Here is a 19,273-nt window from a genome sequence, read left to right as displayed (position 1 = left end):
TGGGGAGAAAACCGTTCATGAGTCTTGCATTGGTGCAAAGCCGCGCGCTTCTGGGGCTGGAGGCGCCCTCCGTCACCGTCGAGGTGCATCTGGCCAACGGGCTTCCCAGTTTCACGCTGGTCGGTCTGGCCGACGTGGAGGTGAAGGAGGCGCGCGAACGGGTGCGCTCGGCGCTGCAGAACGCGGGGCTGGAGTTCCCGCACAACAAGCGCATCACCGTCAACCTGGCGCCGGCCGACCTGCCCAAGGATTCTGGGCGCTTTGACCTGCCCATTGCCCTGGGGCTGCTGGCCGCCAGCGGACAAATCGACGCCAGCCGCCTGGCCGGCCATGAATTCGCGGGCGAGCTGTCGCTATCGGGCCAATTGCGCCCGGTGCGCGGTGCGCTGGCCACCAGCCTGGCGCTGCGGGCCCAGCAGGTGGCGGTGCGCCTGGTGCTGCCGCCGGGCAGCGCCGAAGAAGCCGCCCTGGTGCCCGACGCACAGGTTTACCGCGCCCGCCACCTGCTGGATGTCGTACGGCAGTTCCTGCCGGCAGGCAGCCAGGACCCCATCGACGACGCCAGCGCCACGGACGACGGCTGGTGCCTGCTCCACCCCACGCCGCTGGCCACACAGGTGACCTATGCCGACCTGTCGGATGTCAAGGGCCAGGCGGCATCCAAGCGCGCACTCGAAATCGCCGCCGCCGGTGGGCACAGCCTGCTGATGATGGGGCCGCCCGGCTCCGGCAAATCCATGCTGGCCCAGCGCTTTGCCGGGCTGCTGCCGGCCATGACCATGGAGGAGGCCCTGGAGAGCGCCGCCGTGGCCAGCCTGGCCGGGCGCTTCACCCCCGCGCGCTGGGCGCAACGGCCCACCTGCCAGCCCCACCACACGGCATCGGCCGTGGCGCTGGTGGGCGGGGGCTCGCCGCCGCAGCCTGGCGAAATATCGCTGGCCCACCATGGGGTGCTGTTTTTGGATGAGATGCCAGAGTTTCCCCGCGCCGCCCTGGAGGCGCTGCGCGAGCCGCTGGAAACCGGGCGCGTGACCATTGCACGGGCCGCGCGGCGGGCGGAGTTTCCGGCCAGCTTTCAATTGGTGGCGGCCATGAACCCCTGCCCCTGCGGTTTTCTGGGCGCGGCACAGCGTGCCTGCCGCTGCACGCCCGACCAGGTGGCGCGTTACCAGGGCAAGCTCAGCGGCCCCTTGCTGGACCGCATCGACCTGCATGTGGAAGTGCCCGCCCTGCCCGCCAACGACCTGCTGAACGCACCACCGGGCGAGACCAGCGCCGCCGTGCGCGAGCGCGTGGCCCGCGCGCGCCAGGCGGCCATCACCCGCCAGGGCAAAACCAACCAGGCGCTGCAGGGCCAGGAAATCGACACCCACACCGCGCTGGAGCCCGCCGCCGCGCAGTTTCTGCAAACTGCCGCAGCGCGCCTGGGCTGGTCGGCCCGCAGCACGCACCGCACCCTGAAGGTGGCGCGCACCATCGCCGACCTGGCGGGCGCCGCCAGCACCCAGGTGGCCCATGTGGCCGAGGCCGTGCAATACCGGCGCGTGCTGCGCGGACCTTCGGCCTGAGAGGCTTTCAGCCGCTGCATCTTTCCGGGCAGGTTTTTACTACATTATTGATAGCTTAATTCGCTTGATACATAAGCGCTTTAGGCCATTTTTATCAAAATCAACCGCCCGGGTACTGGCGCCGCACGGCCACCTTAAACCCCCAGGTACGCCTGCCGCGCCCCCGCATCGCCCGCGAAATCGGCCATGGGCGCGGTGTGCACGATGCAGCCCTTTTCCAGCACGCAGACGCGGTCGGCTACAGCCTCGGCCAGGGCCAGGTTCTGCTCGCTGAGCAGGATGCCCACGCCTTGGCTCTTGAGCGCGCGGATAGCGTGGGCCATCTGCTCGACGATGACGGGGGCCACGCCTTCGGAGGGCTCGTCGAGCAGCACCATGAAGGGCTGGCCCATGAGCGTGCGGGCCACCGTGAGCATCTGCTGCTCGCCACCGCTCATGCGCCCGCCCAGGCGGCCGGGCATCTCGCCCAGGTTGGGGAAGAGCGTGAACAGGCGCTCCGGCGTCCAGTGCGGCGCCGGTTCGCCATCGGGCCACGCGCGCGGCGGCTGGCGGCCGGCTTCCAGGTTTTCCTGCACGGTCAGGTCCGTGAAGATGCGCCGGTCCTCGGGCACGTAGCCCAGCCCTGCGCGCGCGATCTGGTGCGGGGCCTTGCCGCGCAAAGGCCGCCCCATGAAGTCCACGCGGCCCTCGGTGCGGCCGAGCAGTCCGGCAATGCTCTTGAGCGTAGTGGACTTGCCCGCGCCGTTGCGGCCCATGAGGGCCACAACCTCGCCGCGCCCCACGGAGAGCGAGACGCCGTGCAGGATGTGAGCCGCGCCATACCAGGCATGCAGCCCTTCCACGCTGAGTAATGGTGTTTTTGGCACTTCGTGCTTGTCTGGCAAGCGCTGACAGCTATCATTTTCAGAGCCGCCCAGGTACGCGGCCTGCACGCGCGCGTCCTGGCGGATGGCCTCGGGCGTGCCTGCGGCCAGCAACTGGCCGCGCACCAGCACGGCCACGCGGTCGGCTTGGCCGAAGACCACGTCCATGCTGTGCTCGGTGAACAGCACGCCCATGCGCCGCTCGCGCGCGATGCGGCGCACGAGCTGCATGAGGGCCACGCGCTCGGCGGGCGCCATGCCGGCCGTGGGCTCGTCCATGAGCAGCAGGCGCGGCGCGTGCGCGAGAGCGATCGCCAGTTCCACGCGCTTCACGTCGCCATAGGCGAGTTCGCTGCACGGGCGCTGCGCCTGTTCCTGCATGCCCACCTGCGCGAGCAGCGCCAGCGCGTCCTGCGGCCGATGCGCGCCAGCGCGGCGCCACCAGCGCCAGGCGTGGCCGTCGTGGGAAAGCAGCGCCATTTGCACGTTCTCCAGCACGGTGAAGCTCATGAGCGTCTGCGCGATCTGGAAGGTGCGGCCCACACCCAGGCGCCAGATGGCGCGCGGCGGCAGGGCGGTGATGTCGCGGCCATCCAGCAACACGCGCCCGCCATCGGGGGCGAGCTGGCCGCCGGCCATGTTGAAGGTGGTGGTCTTGCCCGCGCCGTTGGGGCCGATGAGGGCGAGCAGTTCACCCTCGGCCAGCGCAAACGAGAGCCCCTGCACGGCCTGCACGCCGCCGAAGGATTTGGACAGGTCCTCCACGCGCAGCAGGGTCATATTGCTCCTTTTTTATGAGCTGTCCGCGCTTGCCACGCTTGCGCAAAACCCGAAATTCCCTGTGGAAACAGCAACACCAGCAGCAGCATCACGCCGCCCAGCAGCGCGCGCCAATACTCGGTGCTGCGCGCCACGCTGTCGTGCAGCCACGTGAAAGCGCCCGCCCCCACGATGGGGCCTGCGAGCGTCTGCATGCCGCCCAGCAGCACCATGACCAGCGCATCGACCGACTTGGTGACCCACAGCACATCGGGCGCGATGCTGCCCTTGGAATACGCGGCCAGCGCGCCCGCCAGGCCCGCAAACAGGCCTGCCACCACGAAAGCCGCCCACTGCGTGCCGCGCACGTCGATGCCGATGGCCTGCGCGCGCGCGCCGGAGTCGCGCGCAGCGCGCAGCGACCAGCCGAAGGGCGCGAACAGCATGCGCCGCAGCACATACAGGCCCGCCGCGCACACGGCAAGCACCAGCCAATAAAAGGCGGCGCCCTGCGTGAACAGCTCGGGCGGCCAGACGCCGGTCAGGCCGTTGCTGCCACCCGTGAGGCCGTCCCACTGGAACGCGATGGCCCAGGTGATCTGCGCGAACGCGAGCGTGAGCATGGTGAGGGAGACGCCCGAGAGGCGCACGCAGAACCAGCCAAAGAGCAGCGCACCCGCCGCCGCCAGCAGCGGTGCGAGCATGAGCACGACGCCGAACGGTGCATCCACCCAGCGTACAAGCAGCGCCGCGCCATAGGCTCCCAGGCCGAAATAGGCCGCATGACCAAAGGAATGCATGCCCCCCGGCCCCAGGATGAAGTGCAGGCTGGCAGCGAACAGCGCGGCGATGCAGACATCGGTCAGCAGCACGGCAGCATAGCTGTGCTGGCCCGCCGCGAAAGGCAGCAGCACCAGCATGGCCAGCAGCGCGCACCACGCCACGGTGGCGGCACGGCCCGCGGGGCGCAGGGGCCGTTCGGGCTCGCCCGGCGTGCGCGCAGCGGCCTGCGCGCGGCCCATCAGGCCCCAGGGGCGCCAGATGAGGACGCCGGCCATCACCACAAATTCGACCACCAGCGTCAGCTTGGAAAACGAGAGCTCCACGCCCGCCACCTCTTGCACGCCCAGCCACACGCACACGGCTTTCAGCTCGGCAATCACCAGCGCCGCCACAAACGCGCCAGGCAACGAGCCCATGCCGCCCACCACCACCACGACAAAGGCCGCGCCGATGGTGAGCATGTCCAGCTCCAGGCTGGCGGGCTCGCGCGGCAGTTGCAGCGCGCCGCCCAGGCCGGCCAGCAGCGCGCCCAGCGCGAACACGCCAGTGAACAGCCAGGCCTGGTTCACGCCCAGCGCGCCCAGCATCTCGCGGTCTTGCGTGGCGGCGCGCACCAGCGTGCCCCAGCGCGTGCGCGTGAGCAACAGCGTCAGCAGCGCCAGCACCAGCGGCCCCACGGCGATCAGCAGCAGGTCGTAGGCAGGAAAACTCCGACCCAGCAGCTCCACCGCGCCCTCCAGGCCCGGCGCGCGCGGGCCCAGCAGTTCCTCGGGCCCCCACAGCCACAGGACGGCGTCCTTGATGACCAGCACCAGCGCGAAGGTGGCCAGCAGCTGAAACAGCTCGGGCGCGCGGTAAATGCGCCGCAGCAGCAACACCTCGACCAGCGCCCCCAGGGCCGCCGTGGCCAGCGGTGCCAGCAGCAGCGCCGGCCAGAAACCGATGGCGCCGCCCAGGCGCTCCACCAGCGAATACGCCAGGTAGATGCCCAGCATGAAAAACGAGCCGTGGGCGAAATTGACAATGCGCATGACCCCGAAGATCAGCGACAACCCCGCCGACACCAGAAACAGCGACGAGGCCGAGGCCAGCCCGTTGAGCAGCTGCACCAGCAGCCCAGAAAAACTCATGCGCAGACAGCCGAGCGAAACAGCGGAACGTGGCCCATGTCAGTCGGCTGCGCGCAGCTTGCGCACCTCGTCGGCAGACGGCTGAAAGCGCGCACCGTCGAGATAGCGAAAGTCCGACATCACCCCGGTGCCGTTTTGCACGCGCGTGCGGCCCACAAAGGTGCCCATGGTGGACTGGTGGTCTTCCGGGCGGTAGCGGATGGGGCCGAAGGGCGAAGCCACTTCCAGCCCCGTGAAGGCGGCGATCAGCTTTTCGGTGTCGCTGCCACCGGCCTTGCGCAGGCCTGCGGCCAGCGACTGGATGGCCGTGTAGCCCACCACCGAGCCCAGCCGGGGATGGTCGTTGAAGCGCTCTTTATAGGCCTTCAGAAACGCCTGGTGCTCGGCGGTCTGGATGGCGTACCAGGGGTAGCCGGTGACGATCCAGCCCACCGGCGCCTCGCCCTTGAGCGGGTCCAGGTACTCGGGCTCGCCCGTCAGCAGGCTCACCACCTCGCGCCCCTTGAACAGGCCGCGGGTGTTGCCCTCGCGCACCAGGCGCGCCAGATCGGCGGCGAACAGCACGTTGAAGATGGCGTCGGGCTTGGCATCGGCCAGCGCCTGCACCACGCTGCCGGCATCCACCTTGCCCAGGGGCGGCGCCTGCTCGGCCACAAACTCCACATCGGGCTGCGCGGCCTTGAGCAGCTTCTTGAACGTGGCCGCCGCCGACTGGCCGTATTCATAGTTGGGATAGACGATGGCCCAGCGCTTTTTCTTCAGGGCCGCGGCCTCGGGCACGAGCATGGCCACCTGCATGTAGGTGGAGGCGCGCAATCGGAAGGTGTAGCGGTTGCCGTTTTCCCAGACGATCTTGTCCGTCAGCGGCTCGGCCGCAAGAAAGAACACCTTTTTCTGCTTGGCAAAGTCGGTCAGGGCCAGCCCCACATGCGACAGAAAGCTGCCCATGAGCACATCCACCTTCTCGCGCGCCAGCAACTCGTCGGCGGCCCGCACGGCGTCGCCTGGGTTGCCGTTGTCGTCGCGCACCACCAGCGCGAGCTTGCGGCCGTTGATGCCGCCGGCGCTGTTGACCTCGGCCACGGCCAGTTCCATCCCCTTCTTGTAGGGGCCCAGGAAGGCAGGCTGCGCCTTGTAGCTGTTGATCTCACCGATCTTGATCGCGCCCTGGGCGTGCACCGCGCCAGCGGCAAGTGACAGAGTGGCCACACACAGTGCCCCCAGGGCGGCGGAGAAGCTTCGCATTGGTTTTCCTTTGTCCCACATCACGGGGGCCGAAACCACAAAATGTACCGCCCCTCGCATTTGCCGGACAATGTGCGGGTTTGCCCGCCAGTCCGGGGTGCATGCCAGGCCACCGCCGCGCCATCACCACCGCCCTGAGCCCTGCCCCGTTGGGGCCTTGTTTTTTTTCATTCCTGCCAAAAAACCATGAGTGCCTTTCTCGAAGAACGCGTGCTGAGCGTTCACCACTGGACCGACCGGCTTTTCAGCTTCACCACCACCCGCGACCCGGCGCTGCGCTTTTCCAACGGGCACTTCACCATGATCGGCCTGAAGGTGAACGACAAGCCGCTGCTGCGCGCCTACAGCATCGTCAGCGCCAACTACGAAGAGCATCTGGAGTTCCTCTCCATCAAGGTGCCCGACGGCCCGCTGACCTCGCGGCTGCAGCACATCCAGGTGGGCGACTCCATCGTCGTCGGCAAAAAGCCCACCGGCACCCTGCTGATCGACTACCTGCTGCCCGCCAAGCGCCTGTACATGCTGTCCACCGGCACGGGCCTGGCACCCTTCATGAGCGTGATCCGCGACCCCGAAACCTATGAGAAGTTCGAGGAAGTGGTGCTGGTGCACGGCGTGCGCCAGGTGAGCGAACTGGCTTACCACGACTACATCACGAAGGAGCTGCCCCAGCACGAGTTCCTGGGCGAGCTGATCAGCAAGCAACTCAAGTACTACCCCACGGTGACGCGCGAGCCGTTTCGCAACCAGGGCCGCATCAACGACCTGATTGAAAACGGCAAGCTGTTTGCCGACCTGGGCGTGCCCGCCCTGAACCCGCTGGAAGACCGTGTCATGCTGTGCGGCAGCCCCGAAATGCTGGCGTCGCTCAAGCACATCCTGGAGCACCGCGATTTCGAGGAAGGCAACACCACCAAGCCGGGCGATTTCGTCATCGAGCGCGCTTTCGTCGAAAAGTAAGCCCTGTTTCAACACCGGCCGGCAGCGGTTTTGCCGCCCGCGCCGGCGCTGCGGCAGGCACCTGGCCTCCGCGCGTTCGCGACTTGTTCCAGCGCCCCGCTCCGATGTCCCCGGGCCACCGCCTTACACTCGACTTGCGCTGGGCAGGCAAGAAAACAGGACACCATTTATGCAGATTCGCTGCGCACTGGTCGGCATGCCCGGCTCGGGCAAATCCACCGTCGGCCGGCAGCTGGCCCACCGGGCCGGGGTGCCGTTCATCGACTTGGACCACCGGCTGGAAAAGTTGCTCGGCACCACCATCCGCAGCTTCTTCGAGGCGCAAGGCGAAGCGCGCTTTCGCGACCTCGAAGCGCAGGTGCTGGCCGATGTGGCGCAGCAGCCCGGCGGCATTGTGCTGTCCACCGGCGGCGGGGCCGTGCTGCGCGCCGACAACCGCGCGGTGCTGCGCCAATTTGGCAACGTGCTGTATCTGCGCGCATCGCCCGAAGAAATCTACAAGCGCGTCAAGCACGACAAGACGCGCCCCCTGCTTCAAGGCGGCAACCCCATGGAAAAGCTGCGCGAGTTGTACGCCCAGCGCGACCCCCTGTACCGCGAAACCGCGCACTACGTCATCGAGACGGGGCGGCCATCGGTGAGCACGCTGGTCAACATGGTGATGATGCAGCTGGAGATGGCGGAGAGTGCTGCGGTTGCGGCGCCAGCAGCCCCCACCCGCCAACCCTAAGCTTGCTGACGACAGAAGGTCTCCGCTCGCGGAACCCTCGGATTTCAAAACAAAAAGGCCTCTGACGCTTTAGCAGCAAGCGCCATCAGCTCTTTATTTCATAGCATTACAGATTGGGCGCCAGCAGCCGCTCCAGCACCTTCTCGTCCATGCCACGGCGCTGGGCCAGGTCGTGCAGCTGGTCCTCACCGATCTTGCCGACGTTGAAATACACCGCGTCGGGGTGGCCGATGTAAAAGCCGCTCACGCTGGCGGCGGGCGTCATGGCCAGGCTCTCGGTGAGCGACATGCCGACTTCCTCGCACTGCAGCTGCCTAAACAGGTCGGTCTTGGCGCTGTGGTCGGGGCAGGCGGGGTAGCCGGGGGCGGGGCGGATGCCCTGGTATTTCTCGGCAATCATGTCGTCGTTGCTCAGCTGCTCCTGCGCGGCATAGCCCCACAGGTCGGTGCGCACGCGGTGGTGCAGGCATTCGGCAAAGGCCTCGGCCAGGCGGTCGGCCAGGCTCTTGAACAGGATGGCCGAGTAGTCGTCCAGCGCGTCGATGAAGGCTTGTTCCTTCTTCTCGATGCCCAGCCCCGCCGTCACGGCGAACATGCCGGCGTAGTCGGCAATGCCGCTGCTTTTGGGCGCCACGAAGTCGGCCAGGCACCGGCTGGGGCGCATCACGCCGTCTATCACATGCTTTTCAGTCTGCTGGCGCAGGCCGTACCAGGTCATGGCGACTTCGGTGCGGGTGTCGTCGGTGTAGAACTCGATGTCGTCGTCGTTCACGCTGTTGGCGGGCAGCAGGGCCATCACGCCGCTGGCCGTGAGCCAGCGGCCTTCGATGATCTTTTTCAGCATGGCCTGGCCGTCGGCAAACACGCGCGTGGCTTCCACGCCCACCACTTCGTCGGTCAGGATGGCGGGGTACGGGCCGGCCAGGTCCCAGGTCTGGAAGAACGGGCCCCAGTCGATGTATTTGGCCAACTCGGCCAGGTCGAAGTTCTTGAACACGCGGCGGCCCAGGGCGCGGGGCCGGGCGCTCTGGTAGGCAGACCAATCCACGGGCGTCTTGTTGGCGCGCGCCTTGGCCAGGGGCCACAGCGGCACCTGCTTTTTGTTGGCGTGCTGGGTGCGCACCTTGTCGTAGTCGGCGTTGATCTCTGCCACGTAGCTCTCGACACCGTCGCCCAGCAGGCTTTGCGCCACGCTCACGCTGCGCGAGGCGTCGGGCACATAGACCACGGGGCCTTCGTAGTGCGGCGCGATCTTGACGGCGGTGTGCACGCGCGAGCAGGTGGCGCCGCCAATCAGCAGCGGGATCTTCTTGATGCGGAAGTGCTCGTCCTTCTGCATTTCGCCGGCCACATACTGCATTTCTTCGAGGCTGGGCGTGATCAGGCCCGACAGACCCACGATGTCGGCCCCCTCGACCTTGGCGCGCGCCAGAATTTCGTGGCAGGGCACCATCACGCCCATGTTCACCACCTCGAAGTTATTGCACTGCAAAACCACGGTGACGATGTTCTTGCCGATGTCGTGCACGTCGCCCTTCACGGTGGCGATGACGATCTTGCCCTTGCTGCGCACGTCGCGCCCGGCGGCCTCGTCCTGGCGCTTTTCTTCCTCGATGTACGGAATCAGGTGGGCCACCGCCAGCTTCATCACGCGGGCGCTTTTCACCACCTGCGGCAAGAACATCTTGCCGGCGCCAAACAGGTCGCCCACCACGTTCATGCCGTCCATCAGCGGGCCTTCGATGACGTGCAGCGGGCGGCCGCCCTTGGCCAGGATGTCGCGGTAGGCCTCTTCAGTGTCTTCGGTGATGAAGTCGGTGATGCCGTGCACCAGCGCGTGGGAGAGGCGCTCGCCCACGGTCTTGGGGTGCTCGGGCGTGCCGCGCCATTCGAGCTTCTTGCTTTCGTCCTTGGCGCCGCTCTTGGCGGTCTCGGCGATTTCGACCAGGCGCTCGCCGGCGTCGGGGCGGCGGTTGAGCACCACGTCTTCCACGCGCTCGCGCAGCACGGGCTCCAGGTCGTCGTACACACCCACCATGCCCGCGTTGACGATGCCCATGTCCATACCTGCCTGGATGGCGTGGTACAGAAACACGGTATGGATGGCCTCGCGCACCGGGTCGTTGCCGCGGAAGCTGAACGACACGTTGCTCACGCCGCCCGAGACCTTGGCGCCCGGCAGGTTCTGCTTGATCCAGCGTGTGGCGTTGATGAAATCGACCGCGTAGTTGTTGTGCTCTTCAATGCCGGTGGCCACGGCAAAGATGTTGGGGTCGAAGATGATGTCTTCGGGCGGGAAACCCACCTCGTCGACCAGGATGCGGTAGGCGCGCTCGCAGATTTCAACCTTGCGCTCATAGGTGTCGGCCTGGCCCTTTTCGTCAAACGCCATCACCACGGCGGCCGCGCCATAGCGGCGCACCAGGCGTGCCTCGTGCTTGAACTTTTCCACGCCCTCCTTCATGGAGATGGAATTCACGATGCCCTTGCCCTGCACGCAGCGCAGCCCGGCCTCAATCACCTCCCACTTGGAGCTGTCGACCATGATGGGCACGCGCGCAATGTCGGGCTCGGACGCGATCAGCTGCAAAAAGCGCACCATGGCGGCCTTGCTGTCGAGCATGGCCTCGTCCATGTTGATGTCGATGACCTGTGCGCCGTTTTCCACTTGTTGGCGTGCCACGGCCAGGGCCTCTTCGTACTGGCCATTCAGGATCATGCGGGCAAACGCCTTGGAGCCCGTGACATTGGTGCGCTCGCCGATGTTGACGAACAGGGTGCCCTCGCCAATGGAGACAGGCTCCAGGCCGGACAGCTTCATGGGGGGCAGCGAAATAGCAGACATAGGGCTCACCTGTGCAGAAACAGCGGAATAACAGGTGAGCGTCGTTGCGAAGAAAAGGCCCCAAGCCTGACGGTGCCACCGTTCATCCGGTGGGCCGCTGCAACGCTCCTTGGGAGCCGACAATTCTACCGGCTCAGGTTCCTGTCAACCTGTCCAGTTCTGGCCCCGCACGGGGGACATCGCAAGCGCGACACCAATCAACGAAGAGCATTACGTCCACGTAACTTTCGCCGCGCTCTATCTTGGATACGAATGACTGCCCCACCCCCAACCGCTCGGCCAACTGCACCTGCGAAAGACCAGCTTTCTTTCGCAGTGCAGCCAGACCCTCCCGAAGGGCCTAGTAACGCGGGTGATAGACAGTGATCGGCACCCGTGCATGCTTTACCCCGATTCGGAATAGTCCATTTACGACTTTTTACGCTACAGTGCGTAACAGAGTGGGGCACGGTGCCTTGCTCGCCAACACTGAAAAGAGAGCAGCGATGACAACGAAGCTTCGACTGGCAGGGTATTCGGCTTTGATAGCAGCAACACTGCTGACAGCCTGTGGCGGTGGCAGCGACGACTCATCCACTCCCGCGCCACCACCTGCCGCTACAAGCGTGGAGGGCTTCTGGACGGGCAAGTCCTCCACCGGCTGGGACGTTGCTTTGGCCGTGCTGGAAAACGGTGAAACCTGGGGCGTTTACACCAGCAACGGGGCTATCTACGGCGCTCTGCAAGGCAACACTACTTCCTCAGGTGGCACATTGACGGGCTCGGGTCGGGAATTCGATCTCCGCTCCGGACAAATCGCGTCGAGCACTTACAGCGGCACCTACACCGCCAAGACCAAGACCGATATCCGGTTTCCCAGCGGCGTCACCTTTGCGGGTACCTATTCGACCGCGTACGACCAGCCAGCCACACTGTCCGCACTGGCCGGCACATATACGGGCTCCGGCGTGAGCACGGGCGCACCGGTGCAGTCGATAACAGTCACCATCTCTGCCACCGGCACCATTACCTCGCCGTCATCACTCGGGTGCAGCGCCAGTGGGCCCGTCACGCCGCGGAGCAGCGGCAAGAACATCTTTGACCTGCGCATCACCTTCTCGGGAGCAAACTGCGCCCTGGGCAACGGTGCAACCGTTTCAGGCGTGGCCTACTACGAAGGTGGGACGCTGCTCGCCATGGGGCTGCTGCCATCGCAAACAGCCGGTTTCATCTTCACCGGCCGCAAGTAAACGGTCCGCAGTGGCGGCCAAGCGGCGACGCCACTGTGTTGGTCAAAGTGACAAAGAGCTGCCAGCGCTTGATATGCAAGCACTGGCAGCTCTTTTTTATATAGCGCGTGCTAAGACACCACGGATTGCGAATTCACCGCGCCCTGTGCCGAAGCAGGCAGCCCAAACACGCGGTCAAACGCCCAGTTGAAGACAAAGGTGTAGCAAAGAAAGAAGACGATGAGCGCAAGGTCCATCACAAAGGCCTCCCACAGGCTCACCTTGAACCACCAGGCAAACAGCGGCACCAGCGTGAAGACCAGCCCGCCCTCGAACCCGATGGCGTGCGCCACCCGGCGCGCCACGCTGCGCCCGCGCACTGTCTGGCGCGACTCCCAGCGCTCAAAGGCCCAGTTGAACACCACGTTCCACAGCACGGCAATGGCCGACGCGGCCACTGCCACCACACTGGAGTGCCCTGCGCCCTGCCCGGAGAGCTGCGCCAGCCCCGCCGTGGCCACCGCGATGGCGATCAGTTCATACAAGGTGACATAAAGAACGCGGCGCCACGGGCCCTGCAGCCCCTGAGGGGCTGGCGTACCGGGGGCGGCGGGAGAAGTCTGGGTGAAAGGCATGGGGCGACTTTATGTGCGTATTGCTGATACATAAAGTCAGCTTGTTTCAGTTTTTCTGATAATTGAGGCCATGGCTTTTTCTTCCGACAGCGTGCAGGTGTTTTTGGCGGTGCTGGACCGGGGCTCGTTTTCGGCGGCCGCGCGGGCGTTGTCGCGGGTGCCTTCGGCCGTGAGCATGACCATCGCCCACCTCGAAGCCGAATTGAATGTGCCCTTGTTCGATCGCAGCGGCCGCGAGCCCCGCCCCACCGCCGCCGCGCGCGCGCTGGAGCCCCAGGCGCGCCTGCTGGCCGGGCAGCTGCAGCAGCTCAACGCCCAGGCGCTGGCGCTGACGCAAGGGCTGGAAGAGCGCCTGACGCTGGCCATTGCCCCCGAGCTGCTGGCCGCGCGCTGGAGCGGCCCGCTGGCCACGCTGGCGCACGAATACCCGCTGCTGCAGGCAGAGGTGCTGGCCGCGCCGCAAGAGGATGCCCTGGCCCTGCTGCACAGCGGGCGCGCGCAGCTGGCGCTGGTGTTCGAGCGCCCCAGCATCGACGGGCGCGAGGGGTTCCAGGAGGTGGGCAGCGAAACCCTGGTGGCCGTGATGGCCCGTCAGCACCCGGTGCTGGCCGCCGCGCGCGCCGCCGCAGCGGCGCGGGGCGAAGCACCCGAGCGCGCGCAGCTGCGCGAGGAACACCTCACCACCACGCGCCAGATCGTGGTGGCCAGCCGCGATCTGGCGCAGACCGACCCGCGCTTTGTGTTTGCCCGCCACCACTGGCGCACCGACAACCACCTGGCCGCGCTGGGCCTGATCGAGGCCGGTCTGGGCTGGGGCTGGCAGCCGCGCGCGCTGGTGCAGCCGCGCATCGCGGCGGGCTCGCTGGTGGAGATGCCGTTCGAGAACCTCAGCAACGGCGTGGCGCTGTGGGTGGACGTGGTCTGGTCCAAGGAGCGCCCGCTGGGCCTGGGCGCGCGGCGTTTCGTGCAGCTGATTGCGCAGCAGGGTGCATCGGGCGCGGCGGCGTAATTTGAAACAAAAGTGCCTGTAGCGCTTATTCATCAAGCGCCAATAGCTATATTATCTATAGCAAATGGGCCCGCCCTTCTGCGGAAACCGCGCATTGACCCACCCGCCACATTGCGCCAAGCTGGCAACCCCACCTGGATGACAACCCCCAAAAAACACCCATGAGCAAATCCCCCTTTCAAACCAACGACAAGGCCCTGGCCAAGCGCTGGGCCGCGTGGCAACCCCGGCCGGCCAATGGCTCCGGCCCCAGACCGGTCTCGCTGAAGGATTTCGACCCTGACGCCACGCCGTTCATGGACGGCGAAAAGGCGCAGGGCAAAGAAGATGTGCAGGCCCTGGCCATTGAACTCGACGCACTGCAAAACCTGCTGTACGCCGACCGGCGCTACAAGCTACTGGTGATACTGCAGGGCACCGATGCCTCGGGCAAGGACGGCACCGTGCGCGGCGTGTTTGGCAGCATGAGCGCCCTGGGTGTGCACGCCGTGGGCTGGAAGGCGCCCACCGAGCCCGAGCGCGCGCACGACTACCTGTGGCGCATCCACCAGCAGGTGCCGGGCGCCGGCGAGCTGACGGTGTTCAACCGCAGCCACTACGAAGACGTGCTGGTGCCGGTGGTCAACGACTGGATCACGCCCGAGCAGCACCGCCAGCGCCTGGCCCACATCAACGACTTCGAGCGCCTGCTCAGCGAGACCGGCACGGTCATCGTCAAGTTCATGCTGCACATCGGCTACGACGAGCAGCGCGAGCGACTGCAGGAGCGCCTGGACGACCCCGCCAAGCACTGGAAATTCGACATGGGCGACATCGCCGTGCGCAAGCAGTGGGCCGATTACCAAAAGGCCTACGAAACGCTGCTGTCGGCCACGCACACCCCCTGGGCGCCCTGGACCATCGTGCCGGCCAACTCCAAGACGCACCGCAACCTGATGATCGCCACCGTGCTGCGCGAGGTGCTGCAGAACCTGGGCCTGAAATACCCGCCCGGCGACCCGGCGCTGGAGCATTTCACGGTGGAGTGAGCAGATTGGATGCCATTCAGGCCTGTAGCGCCCGAATGGCAAGCGCTGACAGCTATCTTTTAGTGAGCAACCGACGCACCCGCGGAGACCGGCCCATCATGCAAACAATGCATAACCCCGTGAAACACCGGCCTTGGACAGCCCGGCGGCACAGGCATAAGCTTCATCCCCTGAACTGATCCCACAAGGAACCCTCCATGTCACACCCCACCGGAACGCCCGCCAGCGCCACCCACACCCTGCCGTCGTACCTGGACCCCAACCACCTCGGCCCCTGGGGCAACTACCTGCAGCAGGTGGACCGCGTCACGCCCTACCTGGGCAGCCTGGCGCGCTGGGTGGAAACGCTCAAGCGCCCCAAGCGCATCCTGATCGTGGACGTGCCGATCGAGCTGGACAACGGCACCATCGCCCACTACGAAGGCTACCGCGTGCAGCACAACCTCAGCCGTGGCCCCGGCAAGGGCGGCGTGCGCTTTCACCAGGACGTGACGCTGTCGGAAGTGATGGCCCTGTCGGCCTGGATGTCGGTCAAGAACGCGGCTGTGAACGTGCCCTACGGCGGTGCCAAGGGCGGCATCCGTGTCGATCCCAAGAAGCTCTCGCTGGGTGAGCTGGAGCGCCTGACGCGCCGCTACACCAGCGAGATCGGCCTGCTGATCGGCCCCTCCAAGGACATCCCTGCGCCTGATGTGAACACCAACGGCCAGATCATGGCCTGGATGATGGACACCTATTCGATGAACACCGGCGCCACCGCCACCGGCGTGGTCACCGGCAAGCCAGTGGACCTGGGCGGCTCGCTGGGCCGCGTCGAGGCCACCGGCCGCGGCGTGTACACCGTGGGCGTGGAAGCCGCCAGGCTGACCGGCCTGCCCATCGAAGGCGCCCGCCTGGCCGTGCAAGGCTTTGGCAACGTGGGCGGCACGGCGGCCAAGCTGTTTGCCGAAGCCGGCGCCAAGGTGGTGGCCGTACAGGACCACACCGGCACCATCGTCAACAGCAACGGCCTCGATGTGCCCGCGCTGCTGGCCCATGTGAAGGCGCGCGGCGGCGTGGGCGGATTTGCCGGTGCCGACGTGATGAAAGCCGAAGAGTTCTGGGGCGTGGATTGCGAGATCCTGATCCCCGCCGCGCTCGAAGGCCAGATCACCAAGGACAACGCGGGCCAGATCAAGGCCAAGCTCGTGATCGAAGGCGCCAACGGCCCCACCACCACCGAGGCCGACGACATCCTGCACGACAAGGGCGTGCTGGTGCTGCCCGACGTCATCGCCAACGCCGGCGGCGTGACGGTGAGCTACTTCGAATGGGTGCAGGATTTTTCCAGCTTCTTCTGGAGCGAGGACGAGATCAACGCCCGCCTGGTGCGCATCATGCAAGAGGCCTTCGCCGGCATCTGGCAGGTGGCCCAGGAGCACAAGGTCAGCCTGCGCACCGCCACCTTCATCGTGGCCTGCCAGCGCATCCTGCATGCGCGTGAAATGCGCGGTTTGTACCCCTGAAAAGTACAGCGTTCGCAAACAAAGGCTGCTCCATGGGCAGCCTTTTTTTCTGCCGGCCCATACCAGAGTGCCTGCTTTCGCGTCTAGAAAGCCAGGCTTTGCCATTGGCAAAGCGATCCGCTCCAAAACCCTAGGCACGGATCGCGGTGGCCCGGCTATGGTTGGTTCCCATGCGCTGAAAGCCTCGCCGAGGTCGGCGCGTCCAAGAGGAACCACCCATGATTTTTCGACGCTGCATGCTGGCCGCCGTGACAACCCTGCCTTTGGTCGCCTGGGCCGCCTGGCCCGAGCGGCCCATCACCATCGTCGTGCCGGCCGCCGCGGGCGGCACCACCGACATTGCAGCGCGTGTGCTGGCCGAGAAGATGGCCAAGGATCTCGGCACCGCCATCGTCGTGGAGAACAAGGGCGGGGGCGGCGGCAGCATCGGCACCGCGCAGGTGGCGCGCGCAAAACCCGACGGCCACACGCTGCTGATGGGCAACATCGGCCCGGTGGCCATCAATTTCAGCCTCTACAAGCAGCTCAGCTACAAGGAAAGCGACCTGCGCGGCATCACCAACGTGATTTCCGTGCCCAACATCCTGGTGGTCCATGCCGACTCGCCGGTGCGCAGCGCACAGGACCTGGTGGGCCTGGCGAAGACGCGCCGGCTGAACGTATCCACCTCGGGCGTGGGCCAGTCGCCCCACATGTCCTCGGAAATGTTCCGCCAGAAGTCGGGCATCGACGTGACGCTGGTGCCCTATCCCGGCGCGGCCCCGGCCGTGACGGCGCTGCTGGGGCAGCAGGTGGATTTCATGATCGACAACCTGCCCAGCTCCATGCCGCACATCAAGGCCGGCAAGTTCCGTGCGCTGGCCATCACGAGCGGCACGCGCTCGGCGCAACTGCCCGATGTGCCCACCATGACCGAGGCTGGCGTGCCCATGCAGGTCACGGCCTGGTTTGGCCTGCTGGCACCGGCCGGCACGCCCGACGCCGTGGTCGAGCGCCTGCAGCAGTCGGCGCGCAAGGCCATGCAGACGCCCGAGGTGCGCCAGCGCTTTGCCGAGCTGGGCGGCGTGCCCGGCGGCGAGACGCCGGCCGAGTACGACGCCTTCATCGCCCAGGAGCGCAAGAGCTGGGCCCAGATCGTCAAGGCGGCGGGCCTGTCCCTCGAATAACCCCGGCGGTACGGGCGCGCGCGCACGTCCCCCGCCTTTCATTGGCATCCCGACTCCATGCACCCAGACATCGAACAACGGCTTTCCCAGCCCTTCGGCTCGCTGCCCGAACTGATTGCGCAGCAGGCCTTGCACCGCCCCCGCCACACCGCCCTCGTACTGGGGGATCAGCGCCTGGACTACGCCGCGCTGCGCGCGGGCATGGACCGCGCGGCCCGCAGCCTGCAGCGTGACGGCCTTGAGCCCGGCGATGTGGTGGCCATCTGCGCCGGCACCTCGGTCGAATATGTGCTGGCTTACCTTGGCGCGCTGCGCGCCGGCGTGGCTGTGGCGCCGCTGGCGCCCTCAGCCACGGCCGAGCACCTGAGCGCCATGCTGGACAACTGCGGCGCGCGCCTGGTGCTGCGTGACCGCGAGGTGGCCGCGCAATGGCCGTTGCATGCGGGTGCGGCGCTGCGCTGCGTGGCCCTGGACGATGCGTCCGACGCCGGCGAGCCCTGGTCGCAATGGTTGGCGCAGAGCGACGGCGCTGCCGCACCGATCGCGCCAAAGCCCGATTGGCCGTTCAACGTGATCTATTCATCCGGCACCACGGGCGTGCCCAAGGGCATCGTGCAGTCCTGGGCCATGCGCTGGGCGCATGTAAAGCGCGCGGTCACCAACGGCTACGGGCCCGATGCCGTCTCGTTGTGCGCCACGCCGCTGTACTCCAACACCACGCTGGTGGCGGCGCTGCCCACGCTGGCACTGGGCGGCACGCTGGTGCTGATGCGCAGGTTCGACGCAACGCATTACCTGGCGCTGGCACAGCAGCACGGCGCCACCCACACCATGCTGGTGCCCGTGCAATACCAGCGCCTGATGGCCTGCCCCGAATTTGACCGCGCGAACCTGGGCCGGCTGCAGCACAAGTTTTGCACCAGCGCGCCGTTCAGCGCCGCACTCAAGACCGAGGTACTGCAGCGTTGGCCGGGCCGGCTCATCGAGTATTACGGCATGACCGAGGGCGGCGTGCGCTGCGAGCTGCACTGCCACGACCACCCCGACAAGCTGCACACCGTAGGCCGCCCCGGCGCGGGGGCCGACATCCGCTTCATCGACGAGCAGGGACGCGAGCTACCCACGGGCGAGCAGGGCGAGATCGTCGGCCGCTCGGCCGGCATGATGAGCGGCTACTACCGCCTGCCCGACAAGACACGCGAGGCCGAGTGGTTTGACGCGCAAGGGCAGCGCTACATCCGCAGCGGCGACGTAGGTCGCCTGGATGCGGACGGCTTCATCGTGCTGGGCGACCGCAAGAAGGACATGATCATCACGGGTGGCTTCAACGTCTATCCGAGCGACATCGAGGCCGTGCTGTGCCAGCACCCCCAGGTGGCCGAGTGCGCCGTGGTGGGCGTGCCCTCCGAGCAATGGGGCGAAACCCCCGTGGCCTGCGTGGTGGCGCGGCCCGGCACGCAAGCCGCCGCGCAAGAGCTGCGCGACTGGCTCAACGCCCGCGTGGGCAAGACCCAGCGCGTGGCCGACCTGCGGCTGGCCGAGCGCCTGCCGCGCAGCGAGATCGGCAAGGTGCTCAAGCGCACGCTGCGCGAGCAGTACCTGCAGGCCACCGTGGCCCCGTGAGGCGCGTGGCGGGTGCTTCATCTTCCTTGCCGCGCAGATGAACGTCTGAAGGTGGGGCGCTGGATCCCCACGAGCACAAGAATGCCAGTGTTTGCACACGGCAAAGACCTGCGCGTCCGCCAACGGCGGCTCCCCACCTTCGCGGTGATGGCAGACAAGGCAAACGAATAGGTGGTTTGCGCGTTGCCAGGCGGCCAGTCACGTCCACCGCAGTGC

At 66.6% G+C, this 19,273-nt stretch carries 15 protein-coding genes and 1 riboswitch; of the genes, 9 read left to right on the top strand and 6 right to left on the bottom strand.

Translation table 11 applies throughout. From position 1 onward, the window contains the following. The first annotated feature begins 17 nt into the window (after positions 1-17). Positions 18-1,568 (top strand): YifB family Mg chelatase-like AAA ATPase, encoded by a 1,551-nt coding sequence (locus J8G26_RS01905; RefSeq protein ID WP_210567720.1) that lies wholly within the window; start codon positions 18-20, stop codon positions 1,566-1,568. 134 nt (positions 1,569-1,702) lie between these two features. On the opposite strand, the gene J8G26_RS01900 is transcribed toward J8G26_RS01905, so the two are convergent. The 3 genes from J8G26_RS01900 to J8G26_RS01890 are packed head-to-tail and all read right to left on the bottom strand — an operon-like array spanning position 1,703 to position 6,348. Beyond that, a complete protein-coding gene (locus J8G26_RS01900) occupies positions 1,703-3,211 on the bottom strand; it encodes an ATP-binding cassette domain-containing protein (RefSeq protein WP_210567719.1) in 1,509 nt (502 codons plus the stop codon). After that, positions 3,208-5,103, bottom strand: a complete 1,896-nt coding sequence (locus J8G26_RS01895; RefSeq protein ID WP_210567718.1) for an ABC transporter permease — start codon at positions 5,101-5,103, stop codon at positions 3,208-3,210. The genes J8G26_RS01900 and J8G26_RS01895 overlap by 4 nt, the downstream gene beginning before the upstream one ends. 39 nt (positions 5,104-5,142) lie before the next feature. Continuing rightward, positions 5,143-6,348, bottom strand: a complete 1,206-nt coding sequence (locus J8G26_RS01890) for an ABC transporter substrate-binding protein (RefSeq protein WP_210567717.1) — start codon at positions 6,346-6,348, stop codon at positions 5,143-5,145. A 186-nt stretch (positions 6,349-6,534) separates the two neighbouring features. Between J8G26_RS01890 and J8G26_RS01885 the strand changes: the two genes are divergently transcribed. After that, the gene (locus J8G26_RS01885; protein ID WP_210567716.1) at positions 6,535-7,308 is read left to right on the top strand and encodes a ferredoxin--NADP reductase; all 774 of its coding nucleotides are present in this window, start codon (positions 6,535-6,537) and stop codon (positions 7,306-7,308) included. 169 nt (positions 7,309-7,477) lie between these two features. Continuing rightward, the gene (locus tag J8G26_RS01880) at positions 7,478-8,038 is read left to right on the top strand and encodes a shikimate kinase (protein ID WP_210567715.1); all 561 of its coding nucleotides are present in this window, start codon (positions 7,478-7,480) and stop codon (positions 8,036-8,038) included. Between the two features lie 106 nt (positions 8,039-8,144). Here the strand turns inward: J8G26_RS01880 and metH are convergent, their stop codons facing one another. Further along, on the bottom strand, positions 8,145-10,883 hold the full coding sequence (gene metH, locus J8G26_RS01875; RefSeq protein ID WP_210567714.1) for a methionine synthase: 2,739 nt from the start codon (positions 10,881-10,883) through the stop codon (positions 8,145-8,147). Between the two features lie 29 nt (positions 10,884-10,912). Next, a riboswitch (S-adenosyl-L-homocysteine riboswitch) is annotated at positions 10,913-11,000 on the bottom strand. A gap of 16 nt (positions 11,001-11,016) precedes the next feature. Further along, the gene (locus J8G26_RS01870) at positions 11,017-11,208 is read right to left on the bottom strand and encodes a helix-turn-helix transcriptional regulator (protein ID WP_210567804.1); all 192 of its coding nucleotides are present in this window, start codon (positions 11,206-11,208) and stop codon (positions 11,017-11,019) included. Positions 11,209-11,368: 160 nt separating this feature from the next. On the opposite strand from J8G26_RS01870, the gene J8G26_RS01865 reads away from it, so the two are divergent. Then, positions 11,369-12,112, top strand: a complete 744-nt coding sequence (locus tag J8G26_RS01865; protein WP_210567713.1) for a hypothetical protein — start codon at positions 11,369-11,371, stop codon at positions 12,110-12,112. Between the two features lie 110 nt (positions 12,113-12,222). Here the strand turns inward: J8G26_RS01865 and J8G26_RS01860 are convergent, their stop codons facing one another. Then, positions 12,223-12,672, bottom strand: coding sequence for a PACE efflux transporter (locus J8G26_RS01860; RefSeq protein WP_198848002.1), 450 nt, complete (start codon positions 12,670-12,672; stop codon positions 12,223-12,225). A gap of 124 nt (positions 12,673-12,796) precedes the next feature. Between J8G26_RS01860 and J8G26_RS01855 the strand changes: the two genes are divergently transcribed. The 5 genes from J8G26_RS01855 to J8G26_RS01835 all read left to right on the top strand — a co-directional run bounded on the left by J8G26_RS01855 (position 12,797) and on the right by J8G26_RS01835 (position 19,057). Beyond that, on the top strand, positions 12,797-13,735 hold the full coding sequence (locus tag J8G26_RS01855; protein WP_087742973.1) for a LysR family transcriptional regulator: 939 nt from the start codon (positions 12,797-12,799) through the stop codon (positions 13,733-13,735). 161 nt (positions 13,736-13,896) lie between these two features. Further along, positions 13,897-14,763: a PPK2 family polyphosphate kinase gene (locus J8G26_RS01850; protein WP_087748098.1), complete on the top strand. Its 867-nt coding sequence runs from the start codon at positions 13,897-13,899 to the stop codon at positions 14,761-14,763. A 197-nt stretch (positions 14,764-14,960) separates the two neighbouring features. Further along, positions 14,961-16,268: a Glu/Leu/Phe/Val dehydrogenase gene (locus J8G26_RS01845; protein ID WP_210567712.1), complete on the top strand. Its 1,308-nt coding sequence runs from the start codon at positions 14,961-14,963 to the stop codon at positions 16,266-16,268. Between the two features lie 218 nt (positions 16,269-16,486). Further along, the gene (locus tag J8G26_RS01840; protein ID WP_210567711.1) at positions 16,487-17,434 is read left to right on the top strand and encodes a tripartite tricarboxylate transporter substrate binding protein; all 948 of its coding nucleotides are present in this window, start codon (positions 16,487-16,489) and stop codon (positions 17,432-17,434) included. A 57-nt stretch (positions 17,435-17,491) separates the two neighbouring features. After that, positions 17,492-19,057: a class I adenylate-forming enzyme family protein gene (locus J8G26_RS01835; protein WP_210567710.1), complete on the top strand. Its 1,566-nt coding sequence runs from the start codon at positions 17,492-17,494 to the stop codon at positions 19,055-19,057. Positions 19,058-19,273 lie beyond the last annotated feature (216 nt).

Source organism: Acidovorax sp. JG5, from assembly GCF_017939685.1.
In the GTDB taxonomy this organism is placed as follows: Bacteria; Pseudomonadota; Gammaproteobacteria; order Burkholderiales; family Burkholderiaceae_C; genus Acidovorax.
This window is presented reverse-complemented; position numbering and strand designations above follow the sequence as displayed.